Here is a 26,271-nt window from a genome sequence, read left to right as displayed (position 1 = left end):
GCATATAAGGTCATTTTTAAAAGGAATGGCTTTGTCTTTCTTCCTCCCTAACTTTCTCACTTTCCGCTTTAATCTCCATCAATAGAAAAAAATATATTCCTACAGCGGATTGGGTTAAGTCTAAAAATAAGCACCAAATTTCTTACCCAGGCAATTCCTCCATTATTCAAAACCTCGCTATAGATCACGTTTCCCCGCCCTAACTCGGTTCAGCCTGTTGAACCACATGTATTCTCCCTTACACAGGATGGATAAACTTTTACTCAATCAATAGAGGAGCCGTTATGGGCGGTAAAGGGTGTAATTCACTTATTCGGGCTGAGAAAATACTGACCTACATTGCCTATGTTGGCGCGGCAAGTTTTATGGAGCTGCTACGGGAATTTCAGTATCCGAAGAGCAGCCTGCTGAATTTATTAAATGTCATGGTTGATTGTGGATTTCTAACGAAAAGCGATCGCAATCAATATTCCCTTGGCATTAAAAATTATGAGCTTGGCTGTCAGGCATTACACCGCAAAAATATTTTTGAGGTGACCAAACGCCCGATGCAGGAACTCTCGCAAAAAAGCGGCCTGGTCTGTCATTTAGGGGCCATTGAAGACTGCTACGCCATTTACCTCGATAAAGTGGAAAGTCCCGGTTCCGTACCCACGAAAAAAAGCTGGATTGGTAAGAAATTAGAATTACACATCACGGCGCTCGGCAAAGCGTTACTCGCCTGGAAGCCCCGTGAAGAGATGGATTATTTTCTGGATGCGTTAGCGCTCACCAAACATACCGAAAATACCTTTACAGATAAGAAGTTATTTCGGGAAGAGTTGCAAAAAACGCGTCTACGCGGATGGGCCATAGACAATGAAGAATCAACCTATGGCGCTGTATGTCTGAGTATGCCGGTATTCAATATGTATAACCGGGTTAATTATGCGATCTCACTGTCGGGCGATCCGGTGGTGTATTCAGGAAATAAGATCGATGGTTATCTCGAATTGCTCCGCCAGTGCGCCGGGCAAATATCATATGGGCTGGGATACCGGAGTGAAAGTGAAAACCTAAGAAAAGGAAACTGATGTAATGAAAAAGTTCAGGGGAATTATTCCGCCGGTCTCCAGCACCTTTGATAACGACGGAAATATCGATAAAACCGCCATGAAAGCGGTCGCAGATTTCCTGATTGAGAAAGGGGTCGACGGACTGTTTTATCTGGGGACCGGCGGGGAATTCAGCCAGATGAACACCAGCCAACGGATGGCGCTCGCTGAAGCGGCGGTCGCCACAGCGGATAAACGCGTTCCTGTGCTGATTGGCGTGGGCTCTCCCTCCACCGACGAAGCGGTAAAACTGGCGCAGCACGCTGAGGTTTGTGGCGCGGATGGCATTGTTGCCATCAACCCCTATTACTGGAAAGTCGCCCCGCGCAACCTCGACGATTATTACCACCGCATCGCGCAAAGCGTAAGGCTGCCGGTGATCATCTATAACTTCCCCGACCTGACCGGCCAGGACTTAACGCCGGAGACCGTCAAACGCCTGGTTTTGCAAAACGACAACATCGTTGGCATTAAAGATACCATCGACAGCGTCGGTCACCTGCGCACAATGATTAACACTGTTAAAGCAGTGCGCCCGGATTTCTCCGTTTTCTGCGGCTATGACGACCACTTACTCAACACGTTGCTGCTGGGCGGTGATGGGTCGATTACCGCCAGCGCCAACTTCGCGCCGGAGTTATCCATCGGCATCTATCGTGCCTGGCAGGAAAACGACCTCGCCACGGCCGCCACGCTCAATAAAAAATTGCTCCAGTTGCCGTCGATTTATGCGCTGGAAACCCCGTTTGTCTCGCTCATCAAATATGCCATGCAGTGCGTGGGGCTCCCGGTGAACACGTATTGCCTGCCGCCGATTCTGGAAGCGTCGGCGGAAGGAAAAGAAAAAGTGAAGGCGATCCTGGCCTCTCAGGGAATTTTAAAACAATAAGGGGAACACCATGTCTGTTCGCGAAATATTTGATAACGACAACCGGGAGATTTACCGCGTCAGGACGCATGCCGCTGGCCCGCAAGGCGAGCTGCCTCTGACCCCGGATATGCTGATCAACCGACCCAGCGGCGATATTTTTGGTATGACGATGAATGCCGGGATGGGCTGGTCGCCAGACGAGCTTAACCGTGATGGCATTCTGCTACTGAGCACGCTGGGCGGGCTTCGCGGGCCAGACGGGAAACCTGTCGCGCTGGCGCTTCACCAGGGCCACTACGAGCTGGATATCCAGATGAAAGCGGCGGCAGACGTTATCAAACATAATAACGCCCTGCCTTACGCGGTCTATGTCTCCGACCCGTGCGATGGCCGCACGCAGGGCACGACCGGGATGTTCGACTCGCTGCCCTACCGCAACGACGCCTCAATGGTGATGCGCCGCCTGATTCGCTCCCTGCCGGATGCCAAAGCGGTGATTGGCGTGGCGACCTGTGACAAAGGGCTGCCCGCCACCATGATGGCGCTCGCCTCTCAGCATGACAAAGCCACGGTGCTGATCCCTGGCGGCGCGACGCTGCCTGCGTTGCACGGCGAAGATAACGGCAAAGTGCAGACCATTGGCGCGCGTTTTGCCAATGGCGAATTGTCATTGCAGGGCGCTCGTCGGGCGGGATGCCAGGCCTGCGCATCATCCGGCGGCGGCTGTCAGTTCCTGGGCACGGCGGGCACCTCGCAGGTGGTGGCCGAAGGGTTAGGGCTGGCAATCCCCCACTCCGCTCTGGCGCCATCAGGCGAACCGGTGTGGCAGGAAATCGCCCGCGCTTCCGCCCGTGCAGCGCTGCAACTGACCCGGAAAGGCATCACTACAAAGGATATTCTCACCGATAAAGCCTTTGAAAACGCCATGATGGTTCACGCGGCCTTTGGCGGTTCCACCAACCTGCTGCTGCACATCCCGGCGATTGCTCATCAGGCGGGTTGTCATATCCCAACCGTGGAAGACTGGATCCGCATTAACAAGCAGGTGCCGCGCTTAGTGAGCGTGCTGCCGAACGGCCCGGTCTATCACCCGACGGTGAATGCCTTTATGGCAGGCGGCGTGCCGGAAGTGATGCTGCATCTGCGCAGCCTGGGTTTACTGCATGAAGATGTCATGACCGTCACCGGCAACACGCTCAAGGAAAACCTCGACTGGTGGGAGCAGTCTGAACGTCGGCAGATTTTCAAAGAGCTGTTATTTAAGCAAGAACAGGTTGCAGCGGACGATGTGATTATGTCGCCGCAACAGGCCGCTAAACGTGGGCTGACGTCTACTATTACTTTCCCGGTGGGCAATATCGCACCGGAAGGATCGGTGATTAAGTCCACGGCTATTGATGCGTCGGTGATTAATGAAGAGGGCGTCTATTACCATAAAGGCGCGGCGAAAGTGTACCTCTCGGAAAAAGCCGCCATTTACGATATCAAACACGACAAAATTAAAGCGGGCGATATTCTGGTGATTATTGGCGCAGGCCCCTCCGGTACGGGAATGGAGGAGACCTATCAGGTCACCAGCGCGCTGAAACATTTGTCATACGGTAAACATGTCTCGTTAATTACCGATGCCCGTTTCTCCGGCGTCTCAACCGGGGCCTGTATTGGTCACGTCGGGCCAGAAGCTCTGGCGGGTGGGCCGATTGGTAAGCTACGTACCGGAGATATTATTGAAATTAAAATCGACTGCAAACAACTTCATGGGGAGGTGAATTTCTTAGGAACCGATGTCGATACTATTTTGCCATCGTGTGAGGAAGCAGCCGCAATATTAAATGCCCGCAATACGCATCCGGATTTAATACCTGACCCGGAATTACCGGATGATACACGTCTCTGGGCAATGCTGCAGGCCGTGAGCGGCGGGACATGGCGCGGCTGTATTTATGACGTTAATAAAATTAGTGAAGCGCTACAGGACTATATTAATAAGCCCTGAGTTAAGACAGACCCATTATTAAATTATTTATTATTCGGCTGCCTGATTTAGGCAGTCTGGTAGATCATATCTGTATCCTGGAAAGAGAGGACGTTATGCCACTATTTATCGTCGTGGCAGGTATTGCTGTACTCCTGCTTTTAACTATAAGAATAAAATTAAACACCTTTGTTTCGTTAATTATCGTCTCAATCGGGGTCGCCATCGCCAGTGGAATGAACCTGAATAAAGTTGTCACCTCTGTCGAATCTGGCCTTGGCGGTACGCTGGGCCATATTGGGTTGATATTTGGTTTCGGTGTGATGCTTGGGCGTCTGTTGTCTGACGCGGGTGGCGCACAGCGTATCGCGCTGACCATGCTGAAATATTTCGGTGCGAAGAAACTCGACTGGGCGGTGGTCTGTTCGGCGTTTATCGTCGGGATTGCGCTCTTTTTCGAAGTCGGCCTGATTCTGCTGGTGCCGATTATCTTCGCCATCGCCCGGGAAGCGAAAATATCACCGATGTATATGTGCGTACCGATGCTCTCCGGTTTGCTGGTTGCTCATGGCTTTCTGCCGCCGCACCCAGGCCCTACCGTGATCGCCCGTGAATATGGCGCAGATGTCGGGATGGTGCTGATTTACGGCATTATCGTGGGTATTCCGACCTTTATTCTCTGCGGTCCGCTGCAGAATAAAGTGTGCCAGCGTTTAATTCCGGATGCCTTTAAAAAAGAGGGCAATATTGCCTCTCTCGGCGCGACGAAAAGTTTTAGCGAGAGCGAAATGCCAGGCTTTGGCATCAGCTTTTTAACCGCCATGCTGCCAGTGATTTTGATGGCGCTGGTGACCATTATGCAAATGGCCCGCCCGAAAGACGCAGGCGATCCTGGCACGCTCTATAACATCTTTCTGTTTTTGGGGAACTCCACTATCGCCATGCTGATTTCGCTGTTGTTCGCGATTTACACCATGGGTGTGGGGCGTGGAAAAACCATTTCGGAACTGATGGATTCTTGTAGCAAAGCGATTGCCGGGATTGCTGGTCTGCTGTTGATTATCGGCGGCGGCGGCGCGTTTAAGCAGGTGCTGATTGACTCCGGTGTGGGTCAGTACATTTCCACGCTGGTGTCGGGGATGGATATCAACCCGATTCTGATGGCCTGGGGTGTGGCGGCGTTCCTGCGAATCTGCCTGGGTTCAGCCACGGTGGCGGCGATCTCCACGGCCGGGCTGGTCATTCCGCTACTGGCGGCGCACCCTCATACCAATCTGGCGCTGATTACGCTGGCAACGGGGGCGGGCTCCTGCATCTGTTCGCACGTGAATGATGCCAGTTTCTGGATGATTAAGGATTTCTTCGGCCTGACCACCAAAGAGACATTGTTGTCCTGGACGCTGATGTCGACCCTGCTCTCCATCTGCGGCCTGCTGTTTATCTTGCTGGCGAGTATGGTGATGTAGGTCTTCCCCCTTCATCCCAACCCTCAGAGAGAACAAAGTGTTGCCCGGATAAGCGTCAGCGTATCCGGGCATTTATATTCCTTTTTTATATTTCATTGCATGACAACCCAAATAATACAGCTTAAAAATATTCATGTGATATATAAAACAAACCCTATAATCAGCTCTTAAAATATTTAAAAAACAAATAAAACAACCTCTAAAAATTCATTAAAAAAATACCATGGCGCTAAATAAAAGCAGCGTGTGACAGCGCTCAATAAATTAGTATGGAACACAAACTAAATAAGCAAAAACACTTTACACGAACCTTATTCCTGGCAATAAATACGCAAAAAAGGACATCGAAGTCAGTTAATACTTACGATTAAGTATGGAAAGCAAACTAAAGGGTATTCATTATGACGCCTGTGGTTCCCAATACCTTACGCCAGATGAACGCGACGCTGGTGCTCAATATCATTCGTGAGCAGGGCCCATTATCACGCGCGCAAATCGCTAAAATCAGTGGACTGACCAAAGCGACCGTTTCAGAAATTATTAACGATTTACTGCTGGAGAAAATCATTTTTGAAGGCGGCGTCAGCGAACAAACCGGGCAGGGAAGAAAAGGCATTCTGATTAATTTTGATCCGCACGCCAGGCTGGGGATTGGCATCGATCTGGGCGGAACAAAAATTACCTTTTCGCTGTTTAATCTCGATGCCACGATTTTGTATGAAAAACGCGAAGCGACTTACCAGACCGGCGATCGTAATGCTTTCATTGACCTTTTATCCAACAGCATCGCCAGTTTTATCGTGGAAAGTGGCGTTGAACATCGCCGTATTGGCGTCATTGGTCTTGCGACGCCCGGCATTATCGATATCAGTAATGGCGTCGTGCTGGAGGGCTCGCCCAATCTGCCTGACTGGTCCAGTCTTCCCCTGGCGGATGAGCTAACAAAGCGGCTTTCTCTGCCGGTCATCCTGGAGAATGACATTCGTGCCGCGCTGGTGGGCGAGATGTGGTGCGGTAAATGTCGCAACAGCAACAGCGCCGCGCTGATTGGCATCGGGACTGGCTTAGGATCCGCGCTGCTGATGGACGGTAAAATCATTCGTGGTGCCAATAACGCAGCGGGCGAGATTGGTTACATGATTTTTAACCGCGGCCAGCTCTATAAAAACTGGCGCAATAAGGGGTGCTTTGAAAGCTACTGCTCAGGCTCTGGTATCAGCGACAGGTTTAAAGAACTGACAAACCAGACGCTTTCGCTGGAAAAGATAATGTCATACGTACACAAGGGCGACCCACTGGCCTGCGCACTGCTCGATGAGATGGCCGATTATTTAGCCATGGGGATTATTAATCTCGTGGCGATGGCAAACCTGCAAAAAGTGGTATTAACCGGCGGCGTCACCCACGTGGCGGACTATTTCTTACCCCGTGTGCAGGCCACTCTCGACAGACAGCTTTTCACCAATACCCACGTCACCGTGGAATTATCAGAATTACGCGAAAAAGCACCGCTTTATGGCATCGCCATTCTGGCGCTTTCCGCTATTTATCCCGCAATTCAATTTATGCCAGACGCACAAATTAATTAGTGCCAGTCACCTGACGACAAGGAGAACATAATGGCAGGAATCCATTTGCATCCGCACGATATTCTGGACGAAGGAATGGAGAACATTCTGCAACGCATAGACGGCATGCAGAATGTCGAGCATTTATTTGTCGAATTAAATACCATTTTTGAACGTAATCCTTACCCCGTGGGCGTATTACCGCATAACCCGGTACACGAATCGGTAATGGGCAACGGCATGTTGCACGTCAATATTGATAATCCCGATACGCGTCTGCAGCAGAAAATAGACCCCGGCGTGCTGGCGGGCAACGACCCTTTGCGCCGGGTTCAACAGGCGACAGAAGGCACTCGCTATAAAGTGATTCCCTGGGTAAACATCCTGAACGGGGATTTTAGTGGTGATATCGCTAACAACCAGGTCGTTGATTATCGTGGCCGGGTCATCAAGTACTGGCTATGCCCCAATGCGCCGGATGTGGCCGATTACTGGCAAAAAACGTTCAGCCGCATCAAGAGCCTTTACGGTTACGACACCTTCCTGATTGACCGTATCCGCTTTCCTGACTGGGCCGGAAAAGAGGTCAATCCCGCCGGGCTTTTTACCTGTTTCTGCCCGCATTGCCAGCAGGCCATGAAAGCGCAGGGCCTCGCGCCAGAGGTGGTCAAAGACGAGCTGGATAAAATCGCTGCCGCCCTTGCCGAAGGGGACTTCGCTTATCCCGTCGAGGCGTTTCGCGATAACCCCATCATTGCCCGTTGGGTTGCGTTTCGCCAACAAAGCGTTACCGGGCTGGTCGAACGTAACCTGAAAAACGCGAAAGAGAACATTGGCGATATCCATTTCTGGCTCGACCTGTGGCCACCGGCCTACAGTTGGATCCTCGGGCAGGATTATCGCGCGCTGACGCGTCTTTCCGGCACGCTGAAACACTTCCCTTACCACAAACTCGGGGGCGGTGCGGACGTACAGGGGCTGGTCAATTTCTTTGCCTGCGATGAAGCCGCACATGAACCCGCTTTTGAGGCGTTTAAAAAGTTGTTCAACCTGCCTTACGCGCTCAGCTACAAGGATTTTCAAGCCTCCGGCTTCCCGATCAGTTTCGTCAAAGAGCAAAACGACCGGGTACGCCAGCTCTCACAGGAAGGTACTTTTATTTTCAGCGGCATCCAGATGTGGAATCTGCCGCCAGAGCAGTTGCTGGAAGCGGTACGCGCCGCAGAAGCCAGCGCCTGCGATGACCTGCTCTATTACTGCTACGGATGGGCAGATCAGGCGTTGTTTGACGCCATCGGAGAACATGAACTACGCAAGGAAGCTCAATAATGACGAATGCGCAAAAATGGAAAGTCTTTTTCCTGCTCTTTATGACCATGTTTTTGCTGGGCGGGATTCAGAACACTAAGGGGTTGATTCTTGAACAGGTACAGCACAGCATTGATCTCAATATGGGCCAGGTGGGGACGTTAATTACCCTGTTTCAGATTGGCTTTCTGATTTCCAGCCTGCTGACCGGCTACCTGACCGACAAAAAAGGTCTGAAAATCATGATGCTGGTCGGCTCGCTGCTAATGATTGCCGGCCTGATGGGCACCAGTCTTGCCTATACCGTGGCGCTGTTCTTTGGTTTCTATCTGGTGATTGGTCTGGGCATTGGCTCGATGATGGTCTCCATCGTGACCGTCATTCCGACCTTCTATAAAGACAAAGCCGGGATGATGTTCAATATTTCCAACGCCATGTTTGGCGTCGGGATGATTGTCACCCCGCTGATCCTGCATCAGTTGTTCGCCAACAGTGTCTCCTGGCGCGCCTTCTATGTTGGCATCGCCGTTATCGTCGCCGTGCTGGTGCTGGTTCTGAGCACGTTGAAGCTGGAGAGCAATGCCCAGTCCAGCATGAAGCTGAGCGACTTTATCGAGCTGCTGACCCAGAAACGCATCATGGTCGTGATCGCCTTCCTGCTGTTCTATGTGGCAGCCGAAGCGGCGTTCCTGAACTTCTTCCCGATCTTCTACGCCGCACTCGATATCGCAGACCTGGACGCCGCCGGTAAGGCCGCGAAAGCCGCTTATGTTATTTCCTCGTTTGCCGGGCTGTTTACCATTGGCCGCGTGATTGGCGGTTTTATCACCCTGAAACTGGGCGAGCGCCGGACGCTGATTTGGTTCTCGATTCTGTCGCTGGTTTCCATCATCGTCAGCCGCATGCTGGTAGTGGAGTTCGTCTACCTGTTCATGCTGTTCGGCTTTGCCATGTCCGTGCTGTTCCCGACGGCGGCAGCCATTGCTACGCGCCTTACCCGCAAAAGCGGTTCGGTGATGGGGCTGATTTATGTCGCCTCTGGCTTCGGCGGCGCGCTGGCCGGGTCGGTCATAGGCCAGGTCTCCGACAGTTACGGTATCTCGACGGGCTTTAACTTCATCATCGCTTTCGTCGCCGTGTTCTTTGTCCTTGCAATGCTAATAAAAGAAAAAGCGCAGTAAACGTTGTACTTTTGGCAGCAGTTTGCCCCTGGCTCTCCCGTGCAACTGCTGCCCTTTTTTAAAACCTACAGCGGCGCAATGACCGCTGCGGCTGACCGGTTATTTAGAGACATCGGTCCCGAAGTAGGTATTGGAAATCTTCTGGTAGGTCCCGTCAGCTTTAATGCCGTCCAGGGCTTTATTGATCGCCTTTTGCAGCTCCCCTTCATTCTTACGAATCAGGACACCCACCTGTTCTGCATCATTTTGCGACGCCACAATTTTCACTGGTGCATCCGGCTTGTGTTTCTTGAAGTCGAGGAATGAGAGGTTGTCGTTGATGGTGGCATCCGCACGCCCCTGGGCGACTAACGATACCGACTGGTCAAAGCCATCGGTCCCCACCACTTCCGCGCCGTATTTACGCGCCAGTTGCGCATAGTTACTGGTCAGCGTATGGGCAGATTTCTTGCCTTTGAGGTCATCGAAACTCTTGATCACCGTGTTATTGCTATTAACAATCAGCACCGCTTTGGAGGAAATATAGGGTTCGGAGAAATCAAATTTCGCCTTACGTTCCGGGGTAATCGACACCTGATTGATGACCGCGTCGTAGCGTTTAGCGTCCAGCCCTGCAATCAGGCCATCCCATTTGCCTTCGACAAATTCCGCCTTCACGCCAACACGTTTAGCGATTTCGCGACCAATTTCCACATCAAACCCCACCAGTTTCCCGGAGGCATCATGGTAGGTGAACGGCGGGTAGGTGCCTTCAGTGCCGATTTTTAACACCCCGGCAGATTTGATAGTGGCCAGATCGTCTGCCGCGAAAGCTGCATGGGAAACGCTCAGTTGAATGGCGGTTGCCAGCAATGCAGTGACTAATACTTTCATCATTAGCTCCTTAAAGAGTTGCCGTGTTGTTGTTTTAAATTTCCCAGGAATCGGGAAGGGTGTCGGTCAGGGTGGAAATAAACAGTTGTGTTCGCGTCTTTTTCGCCTGGGTGAATATGGCTTTCGAGGTGCCGCTCTCCACAATGTGCCCGGACTCCAGGAAGACAACCTGGTTGGCGATATTCGCCGCCAGCCGTAAATCATGTGTCGCCATCAACATGGTTGTCCCCTCCTGGGCGAGCTGGCGCAGGACGGCAACGACTTCCAGCGACAATTCAGGATCGATCGCCGACGTCGGTTCGTCGCAGAGCAAAACTTTCGGCGACGGAGCCAGCGCTCGGGCAATCGCCACGCGCTGCTGCTGGCCGCCAGAGAGCATGGCAGGCCAGGCGTCGCGTTTATGTAGCATGCCCACTTTAGTGAGTAACTCTTCCGCCCGTGCTTTAGCTTTGGCAACGGGCCATTTCTGCACCACCACCAACCCGCGCATGATGTTTTCCAGCGCGGTTAAGTGTGGAAATAACTGAAAGTTCTGGAAGACCATGCCGGTCTGCTGGCATATGCGCCGGATGTCTTTTTTCTTCGGTTTGGCGTGTCCGTTAAATGAAATATCTTCGCTGCCAATTTTCACCGTTCCGGCCTGCGGAATTTCCAGCAAATTGACACAGCGTAATAATGTACTTTTTCCACTACCGGAGGGACCAATTAATGCCGTAACGCTGCCCTCCGGAAGCGTAAGAGAAATATCGTGCAGTACTTTCTGCGAACCAAAACTTTTCTCAATTCCGGATAGCGTTATCATTATTATTTTCCTTAACCACGGTATTTCTTTCTAATCGGGTTTCCAGGTGCGACTGTAAATACGATAAGACGGAACTGATCAACAGATAGAGGAGCGCTGCTTCGCTATAAAGAATAAGCGGCTGGTAGGTGACGGCAGCAATACGTTGCGCAGCGAGAAACATCTCCGGAACCGTAATCACCGATGCAAGCGAAGTGTCTTTTACCAGCGAAATAAAGGTGTTTGATAATGGCGGAACCGCCACGCGCGCCGCCTGTGGCAAAATGATGTGCCGCAGCGACTGGCTCCAGCTCATGCTGATGGAGTGTGCCGCTTCCCACTGGCCTTTTGGCACCGAGAGCAAGGTCGCCCGGATCACTTCCGAGGTATAGGCGCCAATATTCAGCGTAAAGCCAATCACCGCCGATGGAAACGCATCGAGCGTGATACCCGCATTCGGTAATGCATAGAAAATAAGGAACAGTTGCACCAGTAAGGGGGTGCCGCGAATAATCCAGACATAAAAGCGCACCAGGCTTTTCAGCGGTGCAGGTCCATATAAACGAATTAACGCCACAACGAACCCCAGAATTAATCCAAGGACGAAGGTAATCAATGTTAATGGAATAGTAAATGTCAGCCCGGCATACAGCATTGGCCAAAATGAATCTATTGCTAACGATAACCAATCAGGCACACTTCACCTTCCCTGAAAATGATTATTTCAGTTGTTATAAATTAGATGACATCGATATATTTTATAAGGCGAGTCTACCACGGGGTTATTGCGGATGTATCGAGATATACCAGGAATGGATAGTTACTTTTAACAATTGCTATTTATGGAAATGCTTTTGTGTTTTAGGCATAAAGGATTTTAGTATCAACAATCCAGAGGGAGTCTATTTCTAAGACTCACCTCAGATATCATTGAATCGTCCAGTCAGACAAACGAATTCCAGGGACCCGCTCAAATTCGCGGGTATTGTTGGTATCCAGCATATATTTCAGCATTAAAAATCTTCCCTGTTTTGCTCCCCTGGCTGCGATTACTTTTAAAGAGTGTCGTTTTTTCCATACGATCCTCCACTGGTGAAAATTTACACGATAAGCTCAAATAATGAACGGGATATGTCAATGGGATATACGTCATTGCCCCACACCTTTCCTTCCTGATGCGGGGCAACACTTATACATTAAATCTGCGCCAGGCCACCATCAACAAACAGCTCGATACCGTTGATGTAGCTCGCATCATCCGAGGCGAGGAACGTGATGGCGCTGGCAACCTCAGAAGGCTGGCCAATACGGCCTGACGGTACCTGTTCGGAGAGCCAGGATTTGGTGCCTTCCGCCTGCTCACCACCGCCAAACAGCTCATTCAGTCCGGCGGTATCGGTCAGGCCAGGGCTTACGGCATTGACGCGAATACGGCGCGGTTTAAGATCCAGAATCCAGCTACGGGCGAAGTTACGTACCGCCGCTTTGGTGGCCGAATAAACACTGAATGCCGGCGTACCTTTCACGCTGGTGGTCGAGGCCGTCAACACAATGGAGGCGCCATCTTTGAGCAGCGGTAGCGCTTTTTGCACGGTGAAAAGCACGCCTTTTACGTTGGTGTTAAAGGTCTGCTCGTAATGCTGTTCGGTAATTTCACCAAGGGGCGCAAAGTCGCCGCCGCCCGCATTCGCCACCAGCACATCAATCTGACCATGCTGTTGCTGAATCACATCATAGAGATGGTCGATATCGGCCAGTTGTCCCATATCGCCACGCACGCCGACCACGCTGCCGCTGATGGCTTGTACCGCCTTGTCCAGTGCTTCCTGGCGACGCCCGGTGATGTAAACATGCGCCCCTTCTGCTGCGAAGGCTTTTGCTGTTGCCATGCCGATGCCGCTGGTACCGCCAGTCACTACCACCACTTTGTTGCTGTATCTGTTCATTTTAAGCTCCGGTTTATTCCGTTGGGTTAGTGATGATGAAGATACCAGTGGAACGATAGTGCAAAAAGATAGCAATTATGCTACCTATCGTTCTATTAAAGGAACGATGAGGCAACAATGCGTACCGATCTGAATGACTATCGCTATTTTGCCGAGGTGGTGCGCCACGGGGGTTTTGCCGCAGCAGGCAGGGCACTACACGAACCAAAATCAAAACTCAGCCGCCGGATTGCCGAGCTGGAATCTCGCCTCGGCGTACGGCTGATTGAACGAACCAGCCGCCGTTTTCGCGTCACCGAAGTGGGCGAGGCGTTTTATCAGCGCTGCCGGGCCATGTTGCAAGAGGCTGAGCAGGCAGAGGCGTTGATTATCAATGCCCATGCCGAGCCGCATGGCCTGGTGCGTTTTAGCTGCCCGACCGGGATGGTGGAGGTGGTTTCCGACACGCTGATGGCCTATATGCACCGCTACCCGAAGGTCCGGCTGCAAATCCTTGCTCTCGACAGGCCCGTGGATTTGATTAATGAACGTATTGATGTGGCCCTGCGTGTGCGCACGCAGCTTAATAGCGATGCGGAACTCATCATGCGCACGCTGGGTACTTCGCACCGCATTCTGGTAGCCAGCCCTTCGCTGGCGCGGCGTGCGGGGGAGGATATCGCCACGCTGAATACCCTGCCCACGCTCAGCACTAACGATGGCGACGCCGAAGTGGAATGGCCGCTGGAAAACCGTGATAAGCAAAGCATGATGTTTCGTCACGAGCCGATGATGAGTTGTAGTGATTTTGCGGCGGTGCGTACGGCGGCAAGTCAGGGGCTCGGCGTGGCGTTTTTGCCGGAGCACTTTTGCCATCGCGCACTAGAGAAGGGGGAGCTGGTGCAGGTATTCCCGCAGTGGCGCAGCGTGCCAGGGATAGTTCACCTGGTATTCACTACGCGCAAAGGGTTGCCGCCTGCGGTCAGGGCCCTGATTGACAGTCTCGCCGCCTATTTTGCGACGTTGACGAGGTTGTAGTGCTCATCCGGGGCATCCCCGGCGGCGCTGCGCTTGCCGGGGCTACGGGCGCACCGCATCCGGGATATTCCCTTTCACACCGTGAGCAGCGACGAACGGATAATGCTGCCAGGCATCATCTCCTGCAAACCGGCAGCCAGCTCATCGCCTGCGGCGTGCAAGGCATCAATCGGCATCTCCGGCAGGCTTTCCAGGATAAACCACATCTGGCTGTCGGTCGCACTCAGGCGGGTACGCACCCCCTGCCGCCAGTTCCAGCGGCGGCACGTCACCCCGAGATCGTCACGCCACACCACTTCACCGGGCTCCGGCGACTCTTCCGCCAGTTGCCCGTCTTTCATCATGTCAAAACGCTCTGTTCCTTCGGCGATAACCAGCCTCGGTGCGCCCACATACGCGGCAAGATTCTCGCCGCCCACCGGAATCGCATAGCGCAAACTGATGGCGTTATAGAGATCCACCACCGGATCAATCGCCGCCATCGAACCGTCACGCAACACCCGTTTTCGCAGCGCGTCGGCAGAACATGGCGTGCGTTTTGGCTTCGCACCGAAGCGTTTAAACACCTCGCTCCACGCATCCAGATGCGCCTGCGCCCAATCAGGGCCACCCGCCACCACCTCTGCACAGGCACGCGCCAGCGCCGCTTCTCCCACCTGAGGATGCCTTAACGGTGCGGCCTCCACCAGCATGCTAAGCGCACGAAACTGTGGTGCAATACGGGCGATACCGGTGTCGATTGACGGCTGAACAGAAAGCATTGGATAATCCTTTTAGTGACTAATTTATCCCATAGTAGTGACCGATGACCAAAAAAGTCAATATACCGACCGACTCAGGTGCCGACCTCCAGACCGTTAGCCAGGCCGTGGCGGTGCGAATTAAAGCGTTTCGCCAGCAACAAAAACTATCGCTGGACGAATTGTCCCGCCGGGCAGGTGTCAGCAAAGGCATGCTGGTCGAGATCGAAAAATGTCTGGCCAACCCCAGCATCGCGATGCTGTGTAAAATCGCCGCGGCGATGGGCGTTTCCGTGGCGGATATTGTCGATGTGGCCAGTAAACCCGCCGTCCACCTGATTGACGCCGGGGATATCCCGGTACTCTGGCACGGGGATAAAGGCGGTTCGGCCCGCTTACTGGCAGGCACCAGTGGGCCCGACATGCTGGAAATGTGGCGCTGGCATCTGTTTCCCGGCGAACGTTTTAGCTCACCGGGCCATCCGACTGGCACCTTTGAACTGCTGCATGTGGAGCAAGGCACATTGACCGTCACCGTCGATGAAACCGTCCTGGCCGTCACGCAGGGCAGCTCCGCCGTGGCCCGGACCGATGCGCCCCATGCCTATGCCAACGACAGTGATGAAGAAGTGTGGTTTACCATGACGGTCAGTGAACGCCATTCATGAGTTAGTCTTTTAACCCCATTTTGCCGCCCGCAATCCGATTCCATCGCTCCGGCTCGCCGTTACTCTGTAGCCGCACAGCCGGGCTCCCCCCTGAGACACTCATGAATGTCTCTCATAAGTCCTTTTCGATTTCCCCGACTAATCAATCCCGGCGGCACTGCGTAAACTTAATCCTGTGGCTTTTACCTTTCAGGAGAAGAAAATGAAAATTATCCGTAGTGGTTCTGTCCCTTCCGCACCCGGCCCGGAGGCCTATTTTACCGGCCGCGTGCGCCTCGACGCCCCGTTCCAGACCGATGCCCCGGCGCGCGTTGGCGGCGCGACTGTCACCTTTGAACCGGGTGCGCGCACGGCATGGCATACCCATCCGCTTGGCCAGACGCTGATCGTCACCCATGGCAAAGGCTGGATCCAGTGTGAAGGGGAACCCATTGAGGAGATGAACCAGGGCGATATCGTCTGGATCCCGCAGGATGTGAAGCACTGGCATGGCGCAACGCCAGACAATGCGATGACCCATATCGCTATCGCCGAATCACAAAACGGCAGCCCGGTTACCTGGCTGGAACAGGTATCGGATGAACAATATCGTCGCTAGCTTCGGCGTAGCGCCGCTGTAAATCTTGCTTAAACGCGTCGCGCAGGGAAGCGGGCGAATGGATGCTGACATCCGGTAGCCAGTAGCGCAGCCAGCGAAACAGCGTGTGCGGGTCGCGAATGTCACATGAAATCGTCATGCCGCCATCGTCGTGCCGTTCCACCAGGCGTTGAGCAGGAAAAAGCGGGCGTCGGCTGACGAACTTCGCCGCATGAGCCGAAATCCGTAACTGCACCTCTGTCTTTTTGCCAAAGCGAATACCCGAGCCTGCTTCCAGCTCTTCCAGCACCAGTGGATCGGCCGTGAAGCGGTTTGCCCCTGGCGCAAACTGGGAAATCAGCGCCAGTTCGAAGGCCTTGAGCGTGCCCGCATCCACCGCCGCCAGGTACCACAAACCATAATGGTTTATCAGGCGATACGGCTGAACGCAGCGGTTTTTCTCACGATAGCGGTACGTGACTTCCTGCCGGGCGGCGATAGCCTGATTGAGCTGGCCTATCAGGTCATCCATGGTGTAATTTTCCCTGCTACTGACGCCATGAAAAGCGATGTTATCCCGGTTTTTCATGCTGTTACGTAGCGACTGTCCGTCCCGACGAGGGAAAAGATGCGCAACGCCCGCGAAATCAGCAAATTCCGCCAGGTGCCCGGTATGGAGTGTCGGCAGCAGATGCGTGCTCAGGCGATAGCGGCCAGGCGAGACCTGATCCAGCAAGTGGGCAAGCCGCGCCAGGTCCCGGTACGCGGTGCGCGCCGTAATGCCAAATTTTGTACATAACCATGCTTTATCGATGGTGTTTCCCTGATAAAGGACCGAGAAAATTTCGCACAGTCGCTCAATCAGCACATCGTGTTTCTTTGCGTGACTTTCCTTCATTGTTCCCTGTCCCGAACGACAAGTCAGAAGGTGCTTACGCGGCGGCAATCACCTGCCGGACTTGTACGGTAATACGTGGCGTTCATCAAAAGGGTTAACGGCAGGGGCGACAAAAACTCCAACCGAACGACGGGAAAAATTGTCTCAGGTCATGCAAAACTACAATTTTTAGGTGGGAAAAGCGCACCGGATGGCGCATAACCATCCGGTTTTGCGCCTTACTGACCGGCGTTATTCAGTGCCGCGATATCCTCACTGGAAAGGGCCAGCGACACCGCCGTCACGAAGCTCTCCACATGGGCGATTTTTGTGGCGCTGGCGATAGGCGCAGTCACACCAGGCTGAGCGATAAGCCAGGCTAGCGCTACCTCAGCGGGTTTCACATTATGTTTCACCGCCACCTTGTCCACCGCATCCAGAATGGCAAAGCCACGTGCATTCAGGTACTTGTTGATGCCCTGCCCGCGCTGACTCTGGCTGAGATCGTTTTCGCTGCGGTATTTGCCCGACAGAAAACCCGACGCCAGGCTGTAGTAGGTCACCACACCGATATTTTCCCGAACCGTTAACTCCTGCAGTTTTCCTTCAAAACTGTCACGGTCATACAGGTTATATTCCGGTTGCAGTACCTGATAGCGCGGCAAGCCGTTGTCATCCGCCACCTTCAGAGAAGCCTGTAACTGTTCCGCATTGAGGTTTGACGCCCCGACCGCACGGATTTTCCCGGCTTTAAGCAGCTTTTGATATGCTCCCAGGGTTTCGTCATACGGCGTTTCGCTGTCCGGCCAGTGGGAGAAATACAAGTCGATGTAGTCGGTTTGCAGACGGCGCAATGAGTCCTCGACCGCCTGTTCAATCCAGCGTGCGGAAAGGCCTTTTTTGCCTGGAGCGCCCAAATCAGCGCCGACTTTCGTAAAAAGAGTCACTTTGTCACGCACGCCAGGATGGGCGGCAAACCACTTACCAATGATGGTTTCCGATTCGCCGCCTTTGTTACCCGGCGCCCACGCAGAGTAAACGTCCGCGGTGTCGATTGCCGTGAAGCCTCGCTCCAGCAACGCGTCCAGCAAACTAAAACTCTGCTTCTCATCCACGGTCCAGCCAAATACGTTACCGCCAAAAACCAGCCGGGGGATCTGTAAACCCGTGGTACCTAATGAACGTAAAGCCATTCGTACATACCTTTTAGATGACGGACTGAACCCGGCACTCCTCGCGTCGCCAGCCCGGACAACATTAGGCGCTGATATACGCCTTTTCGCCGCATTCCTCACTGAACGCGATCCCTGATTTTTTGTATGGCTTCAACAATAGTCGCCTATCACCACATCAGGGGTTAGCAAAACGTGGCTTTTTGAAAGCTGAATATTGTCTGACGATAGACGCACAGGGCATACCCCACCACGCAGGGCCGACGGAGTGTGTGCAAATGCAGGATGAACAAATCAGGGCTGTGGGTGAAACGCCGGGTGGGTATGCAGCAACGCAGTAATCGCGCGCAGAGGCTCGCGTAACACGCTGTGCAACTGGCGAATCGCCGGGGAGAACTGCTTGCGGTGCGGGCAAATCAGGTTGAGGGGCGCCGCTTCGCCAGGGTGCTGCGGTAAGAGTACTTCCAGCCTGCCCGCCTGAACATCCGCGCTGATATCAATCCACGATTTGTAGATGATACCCATCCCTTCCAGCGCCCAGCGGCGGGCAACATCCGCATCGTCGCATAGCATGCGGCTTTTAACGATAAGCTGGCGGCGCATACCGTCTTCCGGGAAGCTCCATTTGTCATAGACGTGGCTGTTCATGGTAAACAGCAGGCAGTGATGATTGACGATGTCGTCCAGGATTTGCGGTCTGCCGTGTTGTTGCAGATAAGCCGGTGAAGCGGCCAGTACGCGGCGGTTATCTTCTGCCAGCGGTAGTGCGACATAGCTACTGTTATCCAGCACGCCATAGCGAATCGCAATATCCACCGGGTCGCGAAAGACATCGCTGATTTCATCGGAGAGCGACAGGCGCAGCGAGATTTTGGGGTACTGCTGGCAAAACCGGGTGATAAGCGGCAAGAGCACGTTGCGGCCAATATCAGACGGTACGGCCACACGCAGTTCGCCCTGAATGTCGTTGTCACTGCTGTGCAGACTTTCCGCCCCCGCATGCACCACGGCTAACATCTCCTGAGCGAAGGGCAGATATTTTTCGCCCTCTGTGGTCAACCGCAGACTGCGGGTCGAGCGCGCAAACAGGCGCTTGTCGAGGTCGCGCTCCAGACGGTGCACGGCGGCGCTGACCTGCCCCGGCAACAGCCCCGCCTCTCGCGCCGCACTGGAGAAACTGCCCAGCGCAGCAGAGCGAACAAATAAGGTGACATCTTCAAGGCGAATCATGCTTTCTCCTGCCGGGCTTACGGTCAGCCCTCTTTTTGCCAGAAAAAACCACAGGCGCAAAGCGCCATGACATTATTTTCACTCCCGGAGGGAAAGTGCTGCACAGCGGAGGTGATTTATCTCGTCACTGTTTGTGTTTATTCTCGACCTACCAGACGGGGCGGCAAGTCCCGTATTTATTTCATTTTCCTGCCGGAGAAAGACGATGACTTTAGATGATGCTGTGCTTGCCCGCCATACCGTTAAAGCCTTTGAAGGGGGTAAGACGCTGCCACAGGAGCAGATTGAGACGCTGCTTAATGTACTACAAAACAGCCCCTCTTCGGTGAACTCCCAGCCGTGGCATTTTGTGGTGGCATCGACGACCGAAGGCCGCGCCGCGATTGCAAAATCCACCACCGGCGCTTTCATTTACAACGAACCTAAAGTGCTGAATGCCTCGCACGTTATTGCACTTTGCATGCGTACAGATCTGGATGATCAGCATCTGCAAAAGGTGCTGGCGCAGGAGAGCGCAGATGGCCGTTTCGTCGCCGAAGGCGCGCAGGCAGGCCAGGATAAGGGCCGTCGCTCTTATGTGGATATGCACCGCTATGAATCCCGTGATATTCCGCAGTGGATGGAGAAACAGGTTTATCTGGCGCTGGGCGGCCTGCTGCTGGGCGCGGCGATGTTAGGTATCGACGCAACGCCGATGGAAGGTTTTGATCAACGTGCGCTGGACCTCTCGCTGGGTCTGCGTGAAAAAGGATTGACCAGCGTGGTGCTGGTGTCGCTCGGTTACCGCAGCGAAAGTGATTTCAACGCCGCATTGCCGAAATCCCGCCTGCCGCGTGAAGAGATTTTTACCTTTATTTGATGGTGAATGCTGTACGCGTGCAGTTTGCGGCATTTCCCCCTCACCCTAACCCTCTCCCGCAAGGGAGAGGGGACCGTACTGCGTGCGCGATGCATACGGGACACTCCCCGGCGGCGCCTGGCATTTTACAGCCAAACATCATAACTGCAGATATTTGAGCCTTATCACATTCCCCACGATTTCTTTCATTCTGAATTTGTTCAAATTACGTTACCAATTCCGGTTTATTTTGTTAACAATTGACCTGTTTTTGCGATTTAATTGATCATAACCATGCTTTATGCATGGGTTTGTTATTCTCACCTCGATTATTCTAATTTTTTATACAATCTTCGTTGGATGATCCCCACCATTATTCCCCGCATAGTTGCCCGCGTCAGCAGGTCACTTTTTATTCCATCACGTCACCTGCCATTATTATATTACCGCTGGAAACGATGACATGAATCCATCAATAGAGCAGATTACCCTCAAGAAAATATCGTGGCGAATAGTGCCATTTGTGATGTTTGCTTATTTTATTGCATTTTTCGACCGTATTAATATCGGCTTTGCTGCGCTCACCATGAACCAGGACCTGGGATTCTCTTCCACGGTATTTGGGGTGGGTGCGGGCATGTTTTTTATTGGCTATTTTTTAACTGATGTTCCATCGAACGTTATTTTACAAAAAGTCGGTCCGCGTATTTGGTTAGCACGAATTATGGTGAGCTGGGGCATTATTGCCGCTTGCATGATGTTTGTGCAAACCGTTACTGGTTTTTATATTCTGCGTTTCTTATTAGGTGTCGCAGAAGCGGGCTTTTTCTCTGGCATTATTCTTTATTTAAGCACCTGGTTCCCGATTAAACGCAGGGCGCAGGTTATTGCGTTATTTATGGCAGCTGCGCCGATCTCCTCCATGCTCGGTTCCCCACTGGCGGGCATCATTCTCAGTATGCACGGCGCGTTTGGCATGAAAGGCTGGCAGCTGATGTTCATGCTGGATTCCGTGGCAGCCATTCTGCTCGGCATCTTCACCTTCTTCTACTTGAGTGACCGTCCGGAGAAAAACCGCTGGCTGTCTAAAGATGAAACTCAGTGGTTGATCGACACTCTGGCAGAAGAGAACAAAGGCAAAGCCGGGCAAGCGAAAACCAGCATCTGGAAGGGGCTGACCGATGTACGCGTCCTGACGCTGGCAGTGGTCTATTTCGGTACTTCCGCGGGGCTTTATTCTCTCAACATCTGGTCGCCGCAGTTTATTAAATCCTTCGGCCTGACCACGATGCAGATTGGCTTTATCAACGCCATTCCGGCTGCGCTTTCTATCGTCGCGATGATTCTTTGGGCCAGACATTCTGACAAAACCAAAGAGCGCACCTGGCACGTTGTGGGCGCTTGCCTGTTCGCCTGTCTGGGCTTCATCCTGGCCGGTACTGTGCACAGCCTGCCCCTGGCGGTTGTCGCGCTGGTGATGGCAAATGTAGGTATCTCGTCGTGCAAACCGCCGCTGTGGAGCATTCCGTCACTGTTCCTCAATGGCCCGGCAGCCGCAGCAGGCCTCGCCGCCATCAACTCAATTGGCAACCTCGGTGGCTTTGCTGGCCCGGCAGTCATTGGCTGGCTGAAAGAGACCACGGGCGACTTCTCCCTCGCACTCTACTGCGTTGCAGCCATGCTGGTGGTTTCCGCCGTACTGACCCTTTCTATTGAAATTAGCCGTAAACGCAAGGCAATGAAAAGCTCATTGGCTTAACGAAAAATGGAGCAAATTGTGAACACTTCAGATGCAATGTCGTCTTTAACTGATGTGATGACCCGCTTTACCGGGTATGTCGGTAAACGTCTGCCAACAGACGTCATGAAAAAACTCGAAGCTTTACGTGCAGAAGAAGATGCACCGCTGGCTGTCGCGGTTTATGACTCAATGTTTGAAAACCAGAAACGGGCGGATGAGTTGGACCGCCCATGCTGCCAGGACACCGGGGTGATTCAGTACTTTATCACCTGCGGCGCAAAATTCCCGTACTTAAGCGGCCTGCAGGATGCGCTGCGTACCGCCACGCTGGAAGCCACCAAAAAAGCCCCACTGCGCCATAACGCGGTTGAAACTTTTATCGAGAAAAACACGGGCACCAACACCGGTTCTCGTGTGCCGTGGCTGGACTGGGACATCATCCCGGATGACGACAGTTGCACCATCGAGGTGTACATGGCGGGCGGCGGTTGCTCCCTGCCGGGCGCAGCAAAAGTTCTGATGCCAGGCCAGGGTTATGAAGGCGTGAATCAGTTCGTGTTCGACGTGATCACCTCATACGGCGTTAATGCCTGCCCGCCGCTGCTGGTTGGTGTAGGGGTCTCCACCTCCGTTGAAACGGCGGCACGATTATCGAAAAAAGCGATTCTGCGTCCGGTGGATTCCGCTCACCCGAACGCTGATGCGGCGAAAATGGAAGTCTTGCTGGAAGAAGGTCTGAACAAAGTCGGTCTGGGTCCACAAGGGCTGGGCGGTAAAGCGACCGTGATGGGGGTCAATATCGAATCCTCCGCACGTCATCCATCCACTATCGGCGTTGCCGTGTCGACCGGGTGCTGGGCACACCGTCGTGGCGCGATCCGTTTCGCAGCTGACCTGTCTTACGAAATTCTTTCCCATGAAGGCGCCGTATTATGAAAAAAGTACTGACAACCCCTATCAAAGACGAAGACTTACTGGCACTTAAGCCGGGCGACATCGTCTATCTGACCGGTACGCTGGTGACTTGTCGTGACGTGGCGCATCGTCGTCTGATTGAACTGAAGCGTGAGCTGCCGGTAGATCTGAAAGGTCTGGCTATTTTCCATGCGGGTCCGATCGTCGTCGAAAAAGGCGAAAATGAGTTCGAAATGATCTCCATTGGGCCGACAACTAGCATGCGAATGGAGAAGTTCGAGAAAGAGTTTATCGAGCAGACCGGTGTGAAGCTGATTGTTGGTAAAGGAGGTATGGGGCCGAACACCGAAGAAGGTTGCCGTACCCACAAAGCCGTGCATGCAGTCTTCCCCGGCGGATGCGCCGTACTGGCGGCCACCTGCGTGGAAAAAATTGAAGATGCCCAATGGCGCGATCTCGGTATGCCAGAGACCCTATGGGTCAATAAGGTGAAAGAGTTCGGTCCGCTGATTATTTCCATCGACTGCGAAGGCAACAACTTATTTGAAGAGAATAAGAAGGTCTTCAATGCGAGGAAAATGCCGATTATCGAAGAGATTAATCAGCAGATTAAGTTTATTAAATAACTCGCCGTCCAGGCACAGGTATTATCATGAAGTTATTAAGTTTTGTTAATCCGAAATCCGGTGTAAAAACATGGGGCTGTATTGAAGGCGAAATGATTTACGATTTGGGAAAACGCCTGTCAGCGTATTATCCCGATTTAAAATCCGTTATTGCCGCCAAAGCAGTAGACGAATTGTCCAGAGTAAAACCGGAGCAGGCAGATTTTCACGCCAGCGAGATCCGTTTTCTTCCAGTCATCGAAAACCCTAACAAAATTTTCTGTGTGGGCATGAACTACATGGAAAAGCGGATCGAGTTTGAACAAACTATCGATGCGCCAACCCTGTTTGTTCGCTTCCCGGACACCCTCTCCGCCCACGGCGAAGTGGTCTGTAAACCGGATAGCAGCAATGAGTTCGACTATGAAGGCGAGCTGGCGGTGATCATCGGCAAACCGACCGACAACGTAAGTCGCGAAGAAGCGTTAGATCATATTGCGGGTTACAGCTGTTTCATGGATGGGTCGGTGCGCGACATGCAATATACCTGGTTTACGTCTGGCAAAAATTGGCGCAAGACCGGCGCATTCGGTCCGTGGCTGGTCACCAGCGACGAAATCCGCGACCCGCAGGATCTGGCGATCAGCACATGGCTGAACGGCAACCGTGTTCAGCACGACACCACGCAGAATATGGTCAGGTCGGTTGCCGCCCTGGTGGAATACATCTCCCGCTTTAGCCCGCTGGAGGCTGGCGATGTGATTATCACCGGTTCACCGGGTGGCGTTGGTAAAAAACGCACACCGCCGCTATTCATGAAAGAAGGCGACGTGATTGAAGTGGAAATCGGCAAGATTGGTCGTCTCGTTAACCGCGTGACCGCCCTGTCAAACGCCATGGCACACTGATTGCGATGAAATAAACCCGGCAGTGCATACTTGCCGGGTTTTTCGTTAATATAAACTGGTTATCGTCTTTAATTCATCCATGACGATCTGCATCATATTATCCCGGGTTTCATCCCGCGCCCCTTTTACCCACACGGCAGACATTGGTAATTTATTGCGAATATTTTCGTAACCTCGACCAATGGGGATAAATTTAATATTTAGCGCCGCCATTCGCATGACCCATTTTGGCATAATCGCCGCACCTAATTCCGCCGCGACCATATTAATGATGGTCTGTTTTTCATCAGCAATCTGGATAAGCTGGGGTTTAAACCCGGCGTGCTCAAACAGGCTCAGGGTTAAGTCATAGCTATGCGGCCTGACACGCTTTTCCGGTACAATCAATGAGATATCGCGTAAATCCTCAACATTAATTTCCGTTTTCTGCGCCAGAGGATGATTTTGCGAAATCGCCAGTACCACATCTTCATAAAACAAAAACTGGCTCTGAAATTCACTGTCCATCGCCCCCATCGGGCGAATAAAAATAAGATCCAGGCGTCCGGTTTTTAACTTTGGTAGCAAGCGAGAGGATTTATCTTCCAGAAAATGGATTTCCACGCCCGGCCACTTTTCACGAAAGTGATGCAGCACATGGGGAATGAGACTTATTGCCGCGCTGTCGATGGCGCCTACACGTAATGTACCGGCATTTTGCCTTGCAAGCGTCTGAAAGCGTTTTTGCACGTCATCCGCCCGGGTAACCAGTTCCCGCGCTTCTGGCAGAAAAAGCGCGCCGTGTGCCGTCAACGAAACATTACGCGTGGAGCGCGTGAGTAGCCGCGTGCCAAGGTTCTCTTCGAGAAGTTTAATATAACGACCCAGCGCCGATGGCAGCATATCCAGCTTCTGTGCCGCGTGGCCAAAATGTAATTCGTCGGCAACAGCAATAAAACAGCGAAGCTGATGGAGTTCCACAAACATTCCTCACAGGTAAATTACTTTTTTTTCTTATACTATTAATAATTCGAGTTGCAGGAAGGCGGCAACATAGTGAATCTCCAGGAGCCTACTCCAGTAAGTGACCGGGGTGAGCGAGATAAGCCAACGCACATGCAACTTGCAGTATGACGAATATATAATAATATTTCGGCCTGCATTCGCGCCAGCGTATAAGTTAAAATGTGTGACACTGCTAAATAACAATTGGCTTCTGCAAGTCTAATTATCTACAGGCTCGCTTCCCAACCATTAACATATCAAAAAGCGAGCTTCCTCAGCGAGGTTTAATTTTATTATTTGCAAAACAGCATTGAATGGTATTCTCACTGAAAACGATGTCTAAGGCAGACAATAATGAAAAAAGCACATAATGAAGTCAGTAAGTTTCTGAGCTACGTTCTGCGCCATCAACCTGAAGCCATTGGTCTGGAACTGGATAGTGAAGGGTGGGCGAACATTGATGCACTGATCGCAGGCGCGGCAGGCCAGGGGCAATCACTGGACAAACAACTCATTGAGGCCGTCGTGGACGGCAGTGATAAAAAGCGCTTCGCCCTCTCCGAAGACGGGCTGCGTATTCGTGCCGTTCAGGGGCACTCGACGGCGAAAGTCGATATCGCCTTTACTGAAAAAAAACCACCGGACATCTTGTACCACGGCACCGCCAGCCGTTTTCTTTCCGCCATTCTTGCAGAAGGATTAACCGCACAGTCGCGACAATATGTTCATCTCTCCGCCGATCGGGAGGTGGCCATCCAGGTCGGACAGCGTTACGGTACGCCGGTGGTGCTGGAAATTAACGCATTAGCCATGTTTGAACAGGGTTATCCGTTCTATCAGGCGGAGAATGGCGTCTGGCTGACCCGGCAGGTTGCGGTGGAATTTATCAGCCCGTGATCCCGGCGTAAAAAAGCCTCCGGGCGGAGGCTCTCTTTA

General features: G+C 52.7%; 25 protein-coding genes. 16 read left to right on the top strand and 9 right to left on the bottom strand.

Annotated elements, in window-relative coordinates; all coding sequences use genetic code 11:
• Window positions 1-284 precede the first annotated feature (284 nt).
• The 7 genes from ABIB59_RS18065 (at window position 285) to ABIB59_RS18035 (ending at window position 9,463) form a co-directional block, all read left to right on the top strand.
• Complete coding sequence (locus ABIB59_RS18065; RefSeq protein WP_071195098.1) at window positions 285-1,073, top strand: IclR family transcriptional regulator; 789 nt, start codon at window positions 285-287, stop codon at window positions 1,071-1,073.
• A gap of 4 nt (window positions 1,074-1,077) precedes the next feature.
• Window positions 1,078-1,983 (top strand): dihydrodipicolinate synthase family protein, encoded by a 906-nt coding sequence (locus ABIB59_RS18060; protein ID WP_354036453.1) that lies wholly within the window; start codon window positions 1,078-1,080, stop codon window positions 1,981-1,983.
• Window positions 1,984-1,993: 10 nt separating this feature from the next.
• Entirely contained in the window at window positions 1,994-3,961 is a 1,968-nt protein-coding gene (locus ABIB59_RS18055; RefSeq protein ID WP_354036451.1) for a YjhG/YagF family D-xylonate dehydratase, read from the top strand.
• Between the two features lie 95 nt (window positions 3,962-4,056).
• Window positions 4,057-5,406: a GntP family permease gene (locus tag ABIB59_RS18050; RefSeq protein ID WP_354036449.1), complete on the top strand. Its 1,350-nt coding sequence runs from the start codon at window positions 4,057-4,059 to the stop codon at window positions 5,404-5,406.
• Window positions 5,407-5,807: 401 nt separating this feature from the next.
• On the top strand, window positions 5,808-6,995 hold the full coding sequence (locus ABIB59_RS18045) for an ROK family transcriptional regulator (RefSeq protein ID WP_039080080.1): 1,188 nt from the start codon (window positions 5,808-5,810) through the stop codon (window positions 6,993-6,995).
• A gap of 30 nt (window positions 6,996-7,025) precedes the next feature.
• Complete coding sequence (locus tag ABIB59_RS18040; RefSeq protein WP_354036447.1) at window positions 7,026-8,303, top strand: hypothetical protein; 1,278 nt, start codon at window positions 7,026-7,028, stop codon at window positions 8,301-8,303.
• A complete protein-coding gene (locus tag ABIB59_RS18035) occupies window positions 8,303-9,463 on the top strand; it encodes an MFS transporter (RefSeq protein WP_110296008.1) in 1,161 nt (386 codons plus the stop codon). The genes ABIB59_RS18040 and ABIB59_RS18035 overlap by 1 nt, the downstream gene beginning before the upstream one ends.
• A gap of 99 nt (window positions 9,464-9,562) precedes the next feature.
• Here the strand turns inward: ABIB59_RS18035 and ABIB59_RS18030 are convergent, their stop codons facing one another.
• From ABIB59_RS18030 to ABIB59_RS18015, 4 genes are all read right to left on the bottom strand, one after another.
• Window positions 9,563-10,336 (bottom strand): amino acid ABC transporter substrate-binding protein, encoded by a 774-nt coding sequence (locus tag ABIB59_RS18030; RefSeq protein ID WP_354036643.1) that lies wholly within the window; start codon window positions 10,334-10,336, stop codon window positions 9,563-9,565.
• A 34-nt stretch (window positions 10,337-10,370) separates the two neighbouring features.
• Window positions 10,371-11,138, bottom strand: a complete 768-nt coding sequence (locus ABIB59_RS18025) for an amino acid ABC transporter ATP-binding protein (RefSeq protein ID WP_354036445.1) — start codon at window positions 11,136-11,138, stop codon at window positions 10,371-10,373.
• Window positions 11,116-11,814 (bottom strand): amino acid ABC transporter permease, encoded by a 699-nt coding sequence (locus ABIB59_RS18020; protein ID WP_039080075.1) that lies wholly within the window; start codon window positions 11,812-11,814, stop codon window positions 11,116-11,118. Before ABIB59_RS18020 ends, ABIB59_RS18025 begins: the two co-directional genes overlap by 23 nt.
• A 499-nt stretch (window positions 11,815-12,313) precedes the next feature.
• Window positions 12,314-13,063, bottom strand: a complete 750-nt coding sequence (locus tag ABIB59_RS18015; RefSeq protein WP_354036442.1) for an SDR family NAD(P)-dependent oxidoreductase — start codon at window positions 13,061-13,063, stop codon at window positions 12,314-12,316.
• Between the two features lie 117 nt (window positions 13,064-13,180).
• On the opposite strand from ABIB59_RS18015, the gene ABIB59_RS18010 reads away from it, so the two are divergent.
• The gene (locus tag ABIB59_RS18010; RefSeq protein ID WP_039080073.1) at window positions 13,181-14,080 is read left to right on the top strand and encodes a LysR family transcriptional regulator; all 900 of its coding nucleotides are present in this window, start codon (window positions 13,181-13,183) and stop codon (window positions 14,078-14,080) included.
• Between the two features lie 74 nt (window positions 14,081-14,154).
• Here ABIB59_RS18010 and ABIB59_RS18005 read toward each other — a convergent pair whose 3' ends face one another.
• Window positions 14,155-14,841: a B3/B4 domain-containing protein gene (locus ABIB59_RS18005; RefSeq protein ID WP_125123694.1), complete on the bottom strand. Its 687-nt coding sequence runs from the start codon at window positions 14,839-14,841 to the stop codon at window positions 14,155-14,157.
• A gap of 44 nt (window positions 14,842-14,885) precedes the next feature.
• Here ABIB59_RS18005 and ABIB59_RS18000 point away from each other — a divergent pair, with 44 nt between their 5' ends.
• Both ABIB59_RS18000 and ABIB59_RS17995 read left to right on the top strand, forming a co-directional pair.
• A complete protein-coding gene (locus ABIB59_RS18000; RefSeq protein WP_079496868.1) occupies window positions 14,886-15,488 on the top strand; it encodes a helix-turn-helix domain-containing protein in 603 nt (200 codons plus the stop codon).
• A 202-nt stretch (window positions 15,489-15,690) separates the two neighbouring features.
• Window positions 15,691-16,086, top strand: a complete 396-nt coding sequence (locus tag ABIB59_RS17995) for a (R)-mandelonitrile lyase (RefSeq protein WP_071195109.1) — start codon at window positions 15,691-15,693, stop codon at window positions 16,084-16,086.
• On the opposite strand, the gene ABIB59_RS17990 is transcribed toward ABIB59_RS17995, so the two are convergent.
• The 3 genes from ABIB59_RS17990 to ABIB59_RS17980 all read right to left on the bottom strand — a co-directional run bounded on the left by ABIB59_RS17990 (window position 16,043) and on the right by ABIB59_RS17980 (window position 19,344).
• Window positions 16,043-16,963, bottom strand: coding sequence for a WYL domain-containing protein (locus ABIB59_RS17990; RefSeq protein WP_071195110.1), 921 nt, complete (start codon window positions 16,961-16,963; stop codon window positions 16,043-16,045). The genes ABIB59_RS17995 and ABIB59_RS17990 overlap by 44 nt on opposite strands.
• 218 nt (window positions 16,964-17,181) lie before the next feature.
• On the bottom strand, window positions 17,182-18,135 hold the full coding sequence (locus tag ABIB59_RS17985; protein ID WP_354036439.1) for an aldo/keto reductase: 954 nt from the start codon (window positions 18,133-18,135) through the stop codon (window positions 17,182-17,184).
• Between the two features lie 273 nt (window positions 18,136-18,408).
• Window positions 18,409-19,344, bottom strand: a complete 936-nt coding sequence (locus tag ABIB59_RS17980) for a LysR family transcriptional regulator (protein WP_039080067.1) — start codon at window positions 19,342-19,344, stop codon at window positions 18,409-18,411.
• Window positions 19,345-19,549: 205 nt separating this feature from the next.
• Between ABIB59_RS17980 and nfsB the strand changes: the two genes are divergently transcribed.
• The 5 genes from nfsB to ABIB59_RS17955 all read left to right on the top strand — a co-directional run bounded on the left by nfsB (window position 19,550) and on the right by ABIB59_RS17955 (window position 24,351).
• The gene (gene nfsB / locus ABIB59_RS17975) at window positions 19,550-20,203 is read left to right on the top strand and encodes an oxygen-insensitive NAD(P)H nitroreductase (RefSeq protein WP_039080066.1); all 654 of its coding nucleotides are present in this window, start codon (window positions 19,550-19,552) and stop codon (window positions 20,201-20,203) included.
• A gap of 442 nt (window positions 20,204-20,645) precedes the next feature.
• Entirely contained in the window at window positions 20,646-21,941 is a 1,296-nt protein-coding gene (locus tag ABIB59_RS17970) for an MFS transporter (protein WP_103281099.1), read from the top strand.
• A gap of 18 nt (window positions 21,942-21,959) precedes the next feature.
• The gene (gene ttdA / locus ABIB59_RS17965; protein ID WP_178107383.1) at window positions 21,960-22,859 is read left to right on the top strand and encodes a L(+)-tartrate dehydratase subunit alpha; all 900 of its coding nucleotides are present in this window, start codon (window positions 21,960-21,962) and stop codon (window positions 22,857-22,859) included.
• On the top strand, window positions 22,856-23,464 hold the full coding sequence (gene ttdB / locus ABIB59_RS17960) for a L(+)-tartrate dehydratase subunit beta (RefSeq protein WP_071195113.1): 609 nt from the start codon (window positions 22,856-22,858) through the stop codon (window positions 23,462-23,464). Before ttdA ends, ttdB begins: the two co-directional genes overlap by 4 nt.
• 26 nt (window positions 23,465-23,490) lie before the next feature.
• Window positions 23,491-24,351, top strand: coding sequence for a fumarylacetoacetate hydrolase family protein (locus ABIB59_RS17955; RefSeq protein WP_071195114.1), 861 nt, complete (start codon window positions 23,491-23,493; stop codon window positions 24,349-24,351).
• A 45-nt stretch (window positions 24,352-24,396) separates the two neighbouring features.
• On the opposite strand, the gene ABIB59_RS17950 is transcribed toward ABIB59_RS17955, so the two are convergent.
• The gene (locus ABIB59_RS17950) at window positions 24,397-25,311 is read right to left on the bottom strand and encodes a LysR family transcriptional regulator (RefSeq protein WP_107222668.1); all 915 of its coding nucleotides are present in this window, start codon (window positions 25,309-25,311) and stop codon (window positions 24,397-24,399) included.
• A 378-nt stretch (window positions 25,312-25,689) separates the two neighbouring features.
• Between ABIB59_RS17950 and ABIB59_RS17945 the strand changes: the two genes are divergently transcribed.
• Window positions 25,690-26,232, top strand: coding sequence for an RNA 2'-phosphotransferase (locus ABIB59_RS17945; RefSeq protein ID WP_039080065.1), 543 nt, complete (start codon window positions 25,690-25,692; stop codon window positions 26,230-26,232).
• Window positions 26,233-26,271 lie beyond the last annotated feature (39 nt).

This window comes from Citrobacter sp. UYEF32 (genome assembly GCF_040546205.1).
Lineage (GTDB): Bacteria > Pseudomonadota > Gammaproteobacteria > Enterobacterales > Enterobacteriaceae > Phytobacter > Phytobacter diazotrophicus.
Note: the sequence above shows the minus strand (reverse complement) of the source record. Positions and strands in the feature narration are given on the sequence as shown.